Source organism: Reichenbachiella ulvae (genome assembly GCF_025833875.1).
GTDB lineage: Bacteria > Bacteroidota > Bacteroidia > Cytophagales > Cyclobacteriaceae > Reichenbachiella > Reichenbachiella ulvae.
In genome coordinates this window covers 3,599,571-3,613,173 of the sequence record NZ_JAOYOD010000001.1, presented here as the reverse complement: position 1 = coordinate 3,613,173, position 13,603 = coordinate 3,599,571, and the positions used below count along the sequence as shown (strand labels likewise).

Sequence of the window (13,603 nt, the reverse complement as noted above, 5' to 3'; positions counted from 1 at the left end):
GGCAATACTAATTTGCCAGTACGAAAATTAATTGAATTAGTGATTATGAAAAAGGGAGTTGTAATAGTTTGTTTTTTGCTTTTGGTATTGAATGTGATGGCTCAAATGCCAAAGGAATTGGAAGATCCCACAGTTCCATCTGTTAGCGCTTTGGATCCTCGAGCGACATTTTTTCAGTATCAGAGTGAGACTCTAGCTACTCACAGTAATAAAGAAGAAGATAAAAACTACTTAAGTTTAAATGGTGTCTGGAACTTTTACTGGGCAGAAAACCCTGATAAAATACCACAGGGCTTTTATTCTAAAGGATATAGCACTCAAGGATGGCAGAGTATCGAAGTGCCTTCCGATTGGCAAATGAAGGGGTTTGGTGTCCCTATCTACACGAATGTGAAGTACCCGTTTGAGAAAAATCCTCCATACATTCAAAAGCACTACAATCCTGTAGGATCCTACAAGAAGAAATTTGAGTTACCAAAGGAGTGGAAGAATAGAAAAGTGATACTCCATTTTGGAGCAGTCAACTCCGCATTCATTGTTTGGATTAATGGACATCAGGTAGGTATTGGCAAAGGATCAAAAACGCCAAGAGAGTTTGATGTAACTGAGTATTTGAAAAAGGGAAGCAATGATATTTCCGTTCAGGTGTATAGATGGAATGATGGTAGTTACCTGGAGGATCAGGATATGTGGAGGTTAAGTGGCATAGAGCGCGATGTGTACTTGAGAGCACTTCCTGAGACATACTTGAGCGATTGGTTTATTAAAACTGAGCTTTCGGACGATTATAAAAATGCAAAGTTAAGCTTGGAAACTACTTGGAGTGGAGAGTTGACAGGAGCCAAAGTTGAGCTAGCCTTGCTAAATCCAAAGGGAGAAGAAGTGCTAAAAAAACAGTACAATATTGAGAGAGAGTTAGTCATCGAAGAATCTATTATATCTCCACAGCTGTGGTCTGCTGAGAAACCTAACTTGTATCAACTACAACTACAGGTAACCAAAGGAAAAGCAGTAAGCTACCTAGGACAGTCTATAGGATTTAGAAAAGTAGAAATCAAGAACAAGCAGCTGATGGTAAATGGCCAGCCGATCCTAATAAAAGGAGTCAATAGGCATGAGCATGACGAGTATGAGGGACATGTCGTATCCAGAGACGATATGCTGGCCGATGTGTTATTGATGAAACAACACAATATCAATGCGGTACGGACGAGTCACTACCCTAATGATCCTTACTGGTATGAACTCTGTGATAAATATGGTTTATATGTTGTTGATGAAGCCAATATTGAAAGCCATGCCATGGGGAGCTTGTGGAATGATGGTTATTCCCTAGATAAAACTTTGGGAAACAACCCTAAATGGAAAGAAGCACATCTAAATCGGGTTAAGCGTATGGTAGAACGTGATAAAAACCATCCGTCTGTCATCATTTGGTCCTTGGGCAATGAAGCAGGATCTGGAAAGAACTTTGAGGATGCAGCCCAATGGATCAAATCCAGGGATAACTCAAGACCTGTACAATACGAGCAAGCTTGGACAGAGTCATATACAGATATTGTTGTGCCTATGTATTATAGGATTAATGACATGCAAGAATATTTGACCCTTGGTGATGACCGTCCTTTTATACTGTGTGAGTATATGCATGCCATGGGAAATAGTGTAGGTAACATCATCGATTACTGGGATTTAATAGAGAGTGAACCACAGCTACAAGGCGGTTTTATATGGGATTGGATGGATCAGGGCTTGAAAGGCAAAACTACAAATGGCGAAGATTACTTCTATGGGGGGGATTTTGGCCCAGCAGATGTGCCCAGTGATAAGGATTTTTGCTTGAATGGTTTGATTTTTCCGGACCGTAGTATCAAACCTGCTTTATTGGAAGTTGAACGAGTATATCAGAATGTAAAGTTCAAAAATTGGGAAATAGGGAAGGCTGAGGTGAGCTGTGACATTTTCAATTATTATGCCTTCACTGATGCTAACGAGTTAGATTTTGAATATCAGATATTAGCCGATGGCAAAGTAGTGAGTGAAGGGAAATGGGATATAGGCAATATTGTTCCCAATAAGCATAAAAATGCTGTCTTGGCTTTACCAAAAGCAAGTCAGCAAGATCAAGAACTTTTACTGAATATATTGGTGAGCCGTAAAGACTCCTTACCAGGCTTAAGTGCAGGGAAAGTGGTCGCCAGACATCAACAGGCTCTCTCAGGTTATAAGGCATATGCTCATGAAGTAACTAGTTCTGAGGATTTTCGAACCTATGAGAATGAGGAAAAGTTATGTGTATTTGGAGATAGGTTCTCTGCAGCTTTTTCGAAGAAATCAGGGTTACTTATCGAATACACTTATGATAGTGAATCTTTTTTAAAACAACCACTCTCTCCTAATTTTTGGAGGAATCCGACCAATAATGACCGAGGCTATCAAATGCAGAATAGTTATGCAATGTGGCGAGGTACTGACAGCCAATTGACGCGATTTACTTACAATCAGCTGTCAGATGGAATTCTGGAAGTAATGGCTTCATTAAGTTATATGGATGGTGCAGTACATACGGAGATCAAATATGTGATTGGAGGTGATGGTAGTGTGGCTGTAGATTTTACTATGGTTAAGTCCACTGACTTACCAGATATTCCTCGAGTAGGTATGCGTATGCAATTGCCCATCGAATATGCTAATGTAAATTGGTATGGAAGAGGCCCGGTTGAAAATTATATAGACAGAATGCAAGCAGCTGATATAGGCTTATATCATGCAAAGGTAAAGGATCTCGAGACACCCTATATCGTTCCTCAGGAGAATGGAAATCGAACGGATACCAGATGGTTACAAATACTGAATTCAAGCGGGAAGGGATTAAAGATCATTGGAAAGCAACCGCTGGAATTTAGTGCTCACAACTATACTTTGGAAGACCTCGATGATTTTCCTGAACATAGGTTTGAGCTGCCTCGAAGAGCTTTAGTTGAATTGAATATTGATTTAAAACAGCAAGGAGTAGGCGGTGATAATAGTTGGGGTTACAAGCCTCTGAAAAAGTATCGACTAAGTCAAGACACTTACAGCTATGGATTTATAATAATACCACAAGGCTAATGGAATATGATTGGAAGAGATATTCTAAAATGGGCATATCTATTCATAGCTTTTTTGTGGGGAATTGGAAGTGCACAAAGTGTTCAAGGACAATACACAGTTTGTAGTCTGTATTCGGATGTAGAATCGAATGAGATATCTTCTAGCTTACCAAAAGGAGTATCAGAGAAAGAACTTTCATACAGTTTCGATAAGGTATTTAGTCATGCTTTGTCAAAGTGGGAGAGCCTTTTAGGTTCTCCCATTCCATTGAATGTTGAATTTGTTTGGGATGAATTGGAAAATAATGCATTAGCTGTGACTACAGTCCAACAGCTATATGCTCTTGATGCAAAACCGGTATATTCCAGCGCTCTTTATCCAGTCTCTTTGGCAGAATCCCTTTTGGGACAATCACTAAATAGTCTTAGTCCGGATATGAAGATTGCTATCAATTCAAATGTCAATTGGTATTATGGACTAGATGCCAACACCCCCGATAATAGCTTTGATCTTCTGACTGTGTTGCTACATGAAATAGCACATGGTCTGGGAGTATTCTCTTCAGCTAGTATTCAAGGAAATAATACAGGGACATTGGGGATAGAGGAAGGCCTATTGATCTATGATTATTTACTTGAAGATGAATTAGGCAGCCCTTTGACCGACTACATAGGAGCTCCACAAGAATTGGCACATGTACTAACCAGTCAAAAGGTTTACCTCAATTTGGGAAATACTGTCAATAGATTAAAAGTATACACCCCTTCACCATTTGAGGAACAGTCTAGTATTAGTCATTTTGACACTGCAGGTATTCAAAATAGCGGTCTTGAATCTTTGATGATCCCAGTTGTTTCAGAAGGTTGGAATTTTCATGACATTGAAAAGGACCTCTCTTTAATTGCAGTTTTGAAAGCGATAGGTTGGTTGAGTGACCCTGAGAGTGCTGTTATTTGTTACCCTAATCCATCCTTTGATGGTTGGGTACAAATAAGCCCCAAAAGTTTGTCGATTGAAAAGGTTACTGTGCTTGATCTAAAAGGTAAGGTTACGAGTTGGAGTTGGGACTCTGAGAATAATCTCTTGAAACTATATGAGCCAGGGTACTATTTTGTCAAGTTGCAATTTCGAGATAGAATCACTTGTATTCCAGTTGTGATACTGAAATAAATCAATCACCCCCTCTGATACTCAGAATGTTTACCCCCTCACCTTACTGCCTATCATTGATTTTTGGTCTTTAACTAAAAATAATTATGATATGAACAGACTAAAAAAAGTGAAGGGAACCCTTCTTGGGTTTTGTATTGCAATTTTGATTTGCATGGGTTGTACTGATGACCTGGGTAATGAAAACATGTTGGAGCCTGTCGAGGCAGAACTTTCAAGTGCTGCAGTAGGTGCTGCACAAATTGCAGGTGTAAATTGGGCCGATGGCAGGGATAATTTTGTTGATGGATGGGTGATTCCATCAGGCTTAGATGCTTCGGACAATTATTCAACAGTGTCAGCTAAGGCTGATGCTATTCTTAGTGGTTTTCAAACCAACATGCCTGGAGTAAATACTGTAAGATTGCCGATTAATCCGCCTAGTGTACTAGAATCTTGGTGGGGGGCCTATTCAGCAGCCATTGATCAGGCAGTAGATAAGGATATGAAGGTAATAATAGCATATTGGGAAGGAGCTTCTTCTCGTGATGGCATCATTGATAATATGTCCGATTTTTGGGATATGTGGGATGTGGTAGTCGCTCAGTATGCTAATGAGTCTAACGTTTACTTTGAGGTATTTAATGAACCGCATGGATATTCCCTTTCGCAGCTAACTACAATCTATGACGACTGGCTTTCGGAGTACCCAAGTGTTCCTCGAGGAAGGATTTTACTAGGAGGAACTGGATATTCAGAGGATGTCAAAGGTGTTGGTGCCGATAGCCGATTTAGCAGTTGTCTTTTGGCTCTGCACAACTATGCCTTTTGGACTACACATTCTACGCCATCACAATGGGAACAAGACTGGAACAATCGAATTGGGTCTTATGCAAGTAGAACCGTTGTAACGGAATATGGAGCAGGTATGACTACTGGGAAAAATTACAATGGCTCTGCAAATGGAGATAATGAGGTAGCATATATACAAGGGTCAACTAACTTATTTCGAAATAGTAGTATTGGTAGTGTCTATTGGCCTGGTTTGAGAGATGGTGATTCGTATAGTATCCAGGAACGCAGTGGAAGTGGGACGAATATTACTTTGAGCACGACTAATCAGTCTGGTGTAGATAGAATCAGATATGGGTGGGGCGAAAACGTTTCAGGAGGTTCTGGGACTACGTATTATGTAATAGTCAATCGAAATAGTGGTAAAGCACTTGACGTGAATGGTGCCTCTACTAGCGATGGAGCTAACGTCATTCAGTGGACTAGCAATGGTGGACAAAACCAAGAGTGGGAGATTATAGATGTGGGTAGTGGATACTCTAGGATAGTCAATAGAAATAGCGGTCAGGATTTGGATGTTAATGGAGGTTCTACTGCGGATGGAGCTAGCGTAATTCAGTGGCCAGACAATGGAGGAACTAATCAACAATGGGAAGTCATTGATAATGGTGGAGGATATCATAGGATTATCAATCGAAACAGTGGGAAGGCTCTTGATGTAAATGGAGGTTCTTCAAGCGATGGAGCTGATGTGATCCAATGGCCTTGGAGTGGAGGAACTAATCAACAATGGGAGTTGATAGAACAGTAAGATAATTTTATAATCATTAGGTTGAGATACCTCAACCTAATGATTGAATTAGAATTTTTTAGATTTCAAGGAGGTGCATATGTGAAGTTTAAGAGAATAGACAGATTTTGAATGGAGATTATTAAAAGGCTATACTCAGGATTGTGAGCTTAGCTTTTCTGTATTTATACCCTGTAGGGTTGATTATTCCATTTGTGACGTTTCCTGGTACAACAGGACTTATCTCATAGGGGAAGCATGATTCATAAGATGAACTTGAATTTGGCTCTAACCTTGTGCTATAGATTATATTAAAAACCAACACATTAGAACATTGAGATACGAACTTGAAGTATTAAATACTTTGGTGTTTACCGACCTAAACCCTTCGCAATTCATAAACAATCAGACAACGATTGAAAAACTAGATGACCTGAAATCTATCGCTGAATCTGAAACGGATAGAATCAAGAAAGCCATTAGAAAAGTAGTATTTGGCACAAAAAAGGAACGACAGATAGAGACTTACATCCAACAGCATCAACAAGAATTGATCAGCCTTACAGATCAGCTCTTGAAATACTTTAGACCAGAAGAGGCACTAAGAATCTATGAACTGTCAGAGGAGCCTTCTCCCACCAATCTTTACAAGGTCGTATATGGTTCGCTTGAAGAGTTGCTGACTTACATAGAGAAGTATTTTTCCAAATACTTCAGCCTAAAAGCTAAGATTCCTGACTGTTATAGAATTATTGCCAATCGAGACTTTCAGGAATACTTACCAGACATCGAATATAGCTTGAAAAGGAAAGGTGTTAATATTCGCCTGCTTCAAATAGTACTTGTTCCTTTTGGGCAATTCAAAGAGATAAGAAATAGAGAGAAGACTTCTTTCAGAAAATTGATTTACCTGAAAGAGATGCTCAAAGAGCTACAGGAACTTGCAGAAAATGAACATGAAAATGAAGAATTGGATGGGGATATTCTTTCCAATATGATGTATCTCAATTACAACTCATTTCGCTTTTTTGGGTACTATACACGCTTTATCAAACTATGTTATCAAAAGGAAGATACCCTATATGGACAAATGGAGAATCTGGCTTGGTTTAACAAGTGTATCAGCCAGACTCAGATTAAACCGGGAGTAGCTTATAAGCCGAGGCAAAAGTCACTAAAGGAAAACCTTTTAGATTGGCTAGACGAAGAGGTTTTGTATTTAGAAAAGCAACAACAACTCTCTCTCAATCTTTCACCCAATAAGTATGAAGATTTTCCTATGGATTTTAAGCTCCATACAAACCTTTCAGTAGCACAGTTGGCTTATCTTATCAAAGTCTTTATTGATTCAGGCGTATTCAAAAATCGAAACCAGCGTGAGGTACTACGTTTCTTAGCTCGATTCATGAGAACCAAAAGGGCAGAGAATGTATCCGCAGAAAGCCTGAGAACGAAATTTTATAATGTAGAGCACAATACGAAGGAGGGAGTGAAAGATTTATTGATCAACATGATTAATCACATTCGAAAGAATTAGTTTTAAGTTCTACACGCTCTTAAGTCTAGTTTTCAATCATGTGGCCAAAGCCATTTTCTTCCATAAAAGAAATGTATTCTGCCATGATGCGATGATTAAATTGCTCCATTTTCCCCAATACCTCAATGGGTAACTCTATCATTTCAGACAAGGTTTGAAAATGATTGATTTGAGCCACCTCCTTAAACTCATCGCTCAATTTCAATACTTCAATGGGTTGGTCTAAGAAATCTTTAGCACTTCTAGTCGTGTAATTAGTCAAGAATTAACAAGTACCAGAATCGAGGTTTATCCGAACCCTAGTAATGGTAGAACGCTTAATATTTTGCTTAATGGAGATTCTTCTAATGGTACATTTGAGATGTATAACCTGTTAGGACGTAAAGTTCTAAATGGTAACTTAGAGAGTGGTATAAATAGAATTGATTTACCATCTAATACACTAATAGGTATTTATATCATAAGTATAAAAGCAGGTGTTCAAGAAACAAAAATTAGAGTAGTAATTAATTAGTAATTGTTAATAGGGCCACATTTTGTGGCTCTATTTTAACACAATATTCTGGATATTAATTTGTCGTAAAAATATAGCAGTGTCGACTATTCGCTGAAATTTGCACTTTCATAAGAGATGTAATGTATCCCTCCGGTCTTGAGTGCCTAGGAATAGTAAATTGTTTTGCATTCTGAGAGGCAGTAGCTTTTCGAGATGGCTGATTTTGGCATCAGGGAGTTTTCTCAGGGTTTCGGTGAGCCACCTTATAGGGGCTATGTTGTTGAGTTTAGTTTGCAGATACCAAAGAAAGAGAACATCATTGCGGCTTGGTGTGCGGCCTGATGTGATCTGGCGAATAAATAATTATTCTTGCCCAGTGCCAATGGTCCGATATTGTTTTCTAAAGCATTGTTGTCAATAGTCCATTTCCCATTTTAGGTGTAAACAGTCAACTGTGGCAATAACTTCAGGCTATAGGCGATGGCCTTGCCAATAGCAGTTTTGGGTAGTACTTGTGTGTATTGATCCTCAAGCCATTCTTTGAAGTCCTTTAATATGGGTACAGCGTCTTGCTCACGAAGTTCCTTGATTTTATCTGTTGGCACTTCGTTTTATTTCAAGTACCGCTCTATGATCATACCCCAAAAAATGGGACAGTGGGTTTAGTTCAGAAATGACGATTAAATTTACTGATATGACACGCAAGAAGTACACATCAAAATTCAAGACGAAGGTGGTATTAGAGGCCATCAAAGAGCAATCAAGTGTAGCAGAACTAGCACAGAAATATGAACTAGCCCCTCAGCAAATCAACCTCTGGAAAAGAGAGTTTTTGGCCAATGCAGAGGGTGTTTTTGAGAAAAAAGGCAAGAGCAAGAAGTCCCAAATTGAAGATGAACGTGATCAGCTGCTTAAGGTAATTGGGCAACTTAAAGTTGAGAATGATTTTTTAAACGACGCCTTGCGGTAAGACCTCTTGCTGAACGGCGATCATTGATAAGCAAGGGTCAATTGAGTATGGCAAAGCAGTGCAAACTACTTTCCCTACACCGTTCGGGAATATATTATAAGCCCAGAGGAGAATCTGAATTGAACTTAAAACTCATGCGTATGATGGACGAGCATTATCTCCACCATTCTTTTAAGGGGGCACGCAGCATGCATACCTGGCTGACCAAAGACAAGGGACTGCAGGTGAGCAAAAATCGGGTTGAACGACTCTACTATCGGGTGATGGGGCTTAGAGCTACCCAGCCTGGAAAACATACTTCCAGACGGCACAAGGCTCATAAAGTGTACCCTTATCTGCTTCGTAATCTGACCGTGAAACGTCCCAATCAGGTCTGGGCAATAGACATCACCTACATCCCAATGAAGAAGGGTTTTATGTATTTGATAGCCATTATTGACCTCTACAGCAGGTATGTAGTCAATTGGTCAGTATCTAACTCAATGGATGCGGACTGGTGCCTAAACTGCCTAGAAGAGGCTATAGAAACACATGGAAAGCCAGAGATCCTCAATACCGATCAAGGCTCACAGTTTACATCAGAAGTCTTCGCCAACTTCGTCTTGAGTCAAGACATCAAATTGAGTATGGACGGAAAAGGAAGGGCTATTGACAATGCCTTTATTGAGCGGTTGTGGAGAAGTGTAAAGTATGAAAAACTGTACCTCAATCCACCTAAGGACGGTATGGATCTGTACCTACTAGTGGCAGAGTACTTCAACTACTACAACATGGAAAGAAGGCATACAAGTATCGAGAATCAGAGACCGATTGATCTCTATCAAACCACCCAAAAACAGGCCGCCTAATGAGTAGATTATTTTTGGGTTTTATTGTTAATGAAAGGATTATTAAACACTATTGTAGAACTTAAAACCGAACAATCCCTGTCCTAACTATTGGGGTATGATCACTATGGCATACAGCTTCTGGATTTAAACTAGGGCATGGTTGGCACGTCTTAGTTGTTTTCAAATCAACATGCCTTGAGTAAATGCTGTAAGATTACCGATTAACCCGCCTAGTGTATTTGAATCTTGGTGGGGCTTATTCAGCAGTCATTGATCAGGTAGTGAATAAGGATATGAAGGTAATAATAGCTTATTAGATGGGGCTTCTTCTCGTGATAGCATAATTGATAATATGTCCAATTTTTGGGATATGGTAATGAGTCTAAAGTTTACTTTGAGGTATTAATGAGCCGCATGGATACTTCCTTTCGCAGCTAACTACAATCTATGACGATAGGCTTTCGGAGTGCCCAAGTATTCCTCGAGGAAGGATTTTACTAGGAGGAACTGGATATTCAGAGGATGTCAAAGGTGTTGGTGCCGATAGCCGATTTAGCAGTTGTCTTTTGGCTCTGCACAACTATGCCTTTTGGACTACACATTCTACGCCATCACAATGGGAACAAGACTGGAACAATCGAATTGGGTCTTATGCAAGTAGAACCGTTGTAACGGAATATGGAGCAGGTATGACTACTGGGAAAAATTACAATGGTTCTGCAAATGGAGATAATGAAGTGGCATATATACAAGGCTCAACTAACTTATTTCGAAATAGTAGTATCTATTGGTCTGGTTTGAGAGATGGTGATTCGTATAGTATCTAGGAACGCAGTGGAATTGGAACGAATATTACTTTAAGTACGACTAATCAATCTGGTTAGATAGAATCAGATATGGGTGGGCGAAAATGTTTCAGGAGGTGCTGGGACAACGTATTATGTAATAGTCAATCGAAATCGCGGTCAGGGTTTGGATGTTAATGGTGGTTCTACTGCGGATGGAGCTAGTCAGTGGCCAGATAATGGAGGAACTAATCAACAATGGGAAATTATCCAACAGTAAAATATATTGATTTGTGGTAACTTTACTGCCCCTCTAATTCAAGAGGCAGTTATTCTTTGAATATCTATATGGTTTAATTATGCACAAACTTTATTTACAAATGAAAACAAATTTTGCACAAACTTTATTTTCAAAATTGCACAAACTTTTTTTACACAAACCAAAAAATCCATATTTGAGGCTTTTTCTTTTGTGAAAATCTAGATAAACGCATTTGGCAGTTTTAGGAATATCGTCTTGCCAAAAAACCATTTCGGGAGGTTTTAGTTCTTAAGACCTTATCGTGTTGCAAACGCTGAACACCATCATCCTCGTTGCACTTCGTTAAACGAGGACTATTCGTAGGCTTCAATAAAAAAGGCACAACAATCAATCGCTGTGCCTTTCTAATTAAGTGCTTGAGGAATTATCTAGTCTTTTCCTCTATCTCCTTGTAGTACTTTTGTAGAACATAGAAGGCCTTTTTCTTGTTGCCTTCATTGTCGATCAAGCCTTTTCGGTTCCAGCCTTCCTGGTAGACTGGATTGTTTCTCTTGGGAGACCTGAAGTCTACCAGTATCCATGGCATCAAGCCCGTGTAGTTGTCTGGCATGCGTTTCATCATTTTTACTTGCTCTTCGTAGAGCCATTCCTGATACTCCTCGCTCCAGCGTGTCAGGGAGTCTGCATGAAAGCCGCCTTTCGCCCCCGCACCTGTTTCGCTAAATACCAATGGCTTGTCATAGATGGTTTCCCATTCGGCTGTCTCGCAGTAGGAGGGCAATCCAATGTACCAGCCCAGGTATTCATTGACAGATACGATGTCTGTGTACGCGCCCAAAGGATCGTCGATGGTGTTTTTGTCTTTGTTGTAGTGAACCTCTAGCGCGGCAGATACCAGTCGGCTATCGTCTAGCTCCCTGGTACGCATCACGAGCTCCTTCATGAATTCAGTTCGGGTTTCTGACACGGGCGTTTCGTTACCTACCGACCAGATGATGATACTCGGTCTGTTGCGATCGCGGGTGATCATTTCTTCGAGCTGGGTTTTCGCTTTTTTCAGTACCTCGGGATTGCCAAAATCAATGGTCCAGTACACCGGGATTTCGGACCAAAGCAAGATGCCTAAAGAGTCAGCCGCTCTTACGATGTGCTCGTTGTGTGGGTAGTGGGCGAGCCTTACAAAGTTGCAGTTGAGCTCCTTGGCCCATCCTAGTAGTTTTAGCGCATCCGCTTCTGAGTTGGCCCTGCGTACCTCTGTGGCTATTTCCTCGTGCATACAGATGCCTCTTAAGAATATCGGCTTACCATTCAACAAAATATCTTTGCCAGACACCTCGATCTGACGGAACCCGATCAGGTCGCTCAATTGATCATTGGCAGCTGAGATCACCACCTCGTACCTCTTTGGGTTTACATCAGACCAAAGCTCTACTTTGGGTAGGTCCAGGCTAAACGCTGTGGCTTCTCCCGTATATTTTATGCTTTGCTTGACTTTCAGCTCAGGGATCTCGACGGTTACGGTTTCACCTGCTTTGGCGCCATTCAGTTTGACCCAGCCTTTGGCTTTGGCCTTCTTGGTTTTGGATTTTAACGTGGCGGTAGGTGCATCCAGATCTATGAAGTAGTCTTCTACGAAAACGGCCGGTGTCTCCACCAGCATCACATCGCGTGTGATCCCGCCGTAGTTCCACCAGTCGGTGTTGACTGTTGGCACCTCATCTTTGTGTCTTTTGTTGTCCACTTTGACTACTACAAAGTTGTCTTTCTCCTTCAGGATTTCGCTACTGATTTCAAATTGGAAGGGTGTAAAGCCCCCTTTGTGCGAGCCGAGCTTCTTGCCGTTCAGATAGACCTCTGCCTGATAGTTGACCGCCCCGAAGTAAAGGAACAATCTGTTGGATTCTTTTTTCTTTTGATAATCAAAGGACTTTTTGTACCACACAGTACCCTCATAGTAGAGGAATAGGCGATCCTGCGAGTTCCAGTCGCCGGGTACATTCAGCGTGTTTTTGTCGCTATAGCTATGTTCGATCAGAGATGATTTGTCTTTAGGTATGCCGGGGTTCCAATAGGCCCCAGGGTCTTTTTCATGTTTCTCTTTGAAGCGGTAGTCGTAGAAGCCCGTTTCGTAGGGGTCTACGATATACTGCCATTCGCCGTTGAGGCTGTAGGTGTCCCTGCCATATGCATGGGTCAGTAGGTCTTGACCTATGGCTGATTGGGAACATAGTATAGATAGAAATACAAATAGTAAGTGTTTTGTAGTCTTCATGCTTCGTTGTTTGATTGAAGTCTTAAATATAAACTTTGCTGCTGAAAGGGTTGCTGACACAAGCAAGTTTGGGAGGCTGATTTAGTCATTTACGTTTCCCCTTTCGATCGTGCGATAGTGAGGAGAAATATCACTGCAGCTTCCTATTACCCCGCCACCAGAGCACCAGACTCACGCCCACCGGTGCGTAGGCCTCATCATAGATCAAGACTCGTGTCCTTATCTACTTTGTCGGGTGACGGTTGTTTTCTATGTCTTTCGGAAGGCTTGAAAGAAAGGGGTTTTAATTTAAAAAAGCTAGAAACATGGATGTTTGGAACTTCGGAAGATGTCCAAAAGGTAGAAACGCCCATGTTTGGGCATTCTGCAAACTAGGGAATGCAGAAAAACCAATTTTTGGAGCTTCCGCAAGTTGCAGAATCGAGAAAAATCAATTTTTGAGCCTTCTGCAAGTTCGGGAATGGAGAAAAACGCATTTTTCTGCTTTCTGCAAGTTGGCGATTGCGGCCGCATGGATGTTTGGGCAATCTGCAAATTTGGGAATGCTGCTGCCGCATGTTTCTACCAGAAAAGCCGTATAAGGAGATATTTGTTTCATTTTAACCTATCAAGTCACACCTCAGAAGA

The 13,603-nt window shown here is 40.7% G+C and carries 13 protein-coding genes and 1 pseudogene; 10 read left to right on the top strand and 4 right to left on the bottom strand.

Annotated elements, in window-relative coordinates:
* Positions 1 to 45 precede the first annotated feature (45 nt).
* The 4 genes from lacZ (at position 46) to N7U62_RS14510 (ending at position 7,361) form a co-directional block, all read left to right on the top strand.
* On the top strand, positions 46 to 3,111 hold the full coding sequence (gene lacZ / locus N7U62_RS14525; protein ID WP_264138709.1) for a beta-galactosidase, LacZ type: 3,066 nt from the start codon (positions 46 to 48) through the stop codon (positions 3,109 to 3,111).
* 6 nt (positions 3,112 to 3,117) lie between these two features.
* The gene (locus N7U62_RS14520) at positions 3,118 to 4,263 is read left to right on the top strand and encodes a T9SS type A sorting domain-containing protein (protein ID WP_264138708.1); all 1,146 of its coding nucleotides are present in this window, start codon (positions 3,118 to 3,120) and stop codon (positions 4,261 to 4,263) included.
* 91 nt (positions 4,264 to 4,354) lie between these two features.
* Positions 4,355 to 5,845, top strand: a complete 1,491-nt coding sequence (locus tag N7U62_RS14515) for an RICIN domain-containing protein (RefSeq protein ID WP_264138707.1) — start codon at positions 4,355 to 4,357, stop codon at positions 5,843 to 5,845.
* A gap of 313 nt (positions 5,846 to 6,158) precedes the next feature.
* Positions 6,159 to 7,361, top strand: a complete 1,203-nt coding sequence (locus N7U62_RS14510; RefSeq protein ID WP_264138706.1) for a hypothetical protein — start codon at positions 6,159 to 6,161, stop codon at positions 7,359 to 7,361.
* Positions 7,362 to 7,386: 25 nt separating this feature from the next.
* On the opposite strand, the gene N7U62_RS14505 is transcribed toward N7U62_RS14510, so the two are convergent.
* A complete protein-coding gene (locus N7U62_RS14505; RefSeq protein ID WP_264138705.1) occupies positions 7,387 to 7,623 on the bottom strand; it encodes a hypothetical protein in 237 nt (78 codons plus the stop codon).
* Here N7U62_RS14505 and N7U62_RS23250 point away from each other — a divergent pair.
* Positions 7,591 to 7,875, top strand: coding sequence for a T9SS type A sorting domain-containing protein (locus N7U62_RS23250; RefSeq protein ID WP_404818035.1), 285 nt, complete (start codon positions 7,591 to 7,593; stop codon positions 7,873 to 7,875). The two genes, N7U62_RS14505 and N7U62_RS23250, sit on opposite strands and share 33 nt — an antisense overlap.
* Before the next feature lie 108 nt (positions 7,876 to 7,983).
* Here N7U62_RS23250 and N7U62_RS23245 read toward each other — a convergent pair whose 3' ends face one another.
* Positions 7,984 to 8,133, bottom strand: a complete 150-nt coding sequence (locus N7U62_RS23245; RefSeq protein ID WP_404818034.1) for a hypothetical protein — start codon at positions 8,131 to 8,133, stop codon at positions 7,984 to 7,986.
* A pseudogene (locus tag N7U62_RS14500) lies at positions 8,130 to 8,462 on the bottom strand (IS66 family transposase). The gene N7U62_RS23245 and the pseudogene N7U62_RS14500 overlap by 4 nt, the downstream one beginning before the upstream one ends.
* Positions 8,463 to 8,551: 89 nt before the next feature.
* Between N7U62_RS14500 and N7U62_RS14495 the strand changes: the two are divergent.
* The 4 genes from N7U62_RS14495 to N7U62_RS14480 all read left to right on the top strand — a co-directional run bounded on the left by N7U62_RS14495 (position 8,552) and on the right by N7U62_RS14480 (position 10,722).
* The gene (locus N7U62_RS14495; RefSeq protein WP_264136081.1) at positions 8,552 to 8,827 is read left to right on the top strand and encodes a transposase; all 276 of its coding nucleotides are present in this window, start codon (positions 8,552 to 8,554) and stop codon (positions 8,825 to 8,827) included.
* Between the two features lie 23 nt (positions 8,828 to 8,850).
* Positions 8,851 to 9,675 (top strand): IS3 family transposase, encoded by an 825-nt coding sequence (locus N7U62_RS14490; RefSeq protein WP_318840670.1) that lies wholly within the window; start codon positions 8,851 to 8,853, stop codon positions 9,673 to 9,675.
* A gap of 548 nt (positions 9,676 to 10,223) precedes the next feature.
* A complete protein-coding gene (locus N7U62_RS14485; RefSeq protein ID WP_264138704.1) occupies positions 10,224 to 10,484 on the top strand; it encodes a hypothetical protein in 261 nt (86 codons plus the stop codon).
* 73 nt (positions 10,485 to 10,557) lie between these two features.
* Positions 10,558 to 10,722 carry an RICIN domain-containing protein gene (locus tag N7U62_RS14480; protein WP_264138703.1) on the top strand — a complete coding sequence of 55 codons (165 nt, stop codon included), beginning with the start codon at positions 10,558 to 10,560 and terminating at the stop codon, positions 10,720 to 10,722.
* A 406-nt stretch (positions 10,723 to 11,128) separates the two neighbouring features.
* On the opposite strand, the gene N7U62_RS14475 is transcribed toward N7U62_RS14480, so the two are convergent.
* A complete protein-coding gene (locus N7U62_RS14475) occupies positions 11,129 to 12,976 on the bottom strand; it encodes a glycoside hydrolase family 2 protein (protein ID WP_264138702.1) in 1,848 nt (615 codons plus the stop codon).
* A gap of 305 nt (positions 12,977 to 13,281) precedes the next feature.
* Here N7U62_RS14475 and N7U62_RS14470 point away from each other — a divergent pair, with 305 nt between their 5' ends.
* Positions 13,282 to 13,557 (top strand): hypothetical protein, encoded by a 276-nt coding sequence (locus N7U62_RS14470; protein ID WP_264138701.1) that lies wholly within the window; start codon positions 13,282 to 13,284, stop codon positions 13,555 to 13,557.
* Positions 13,558 to 13,603 lie beyond the last annotated feature (46 nt).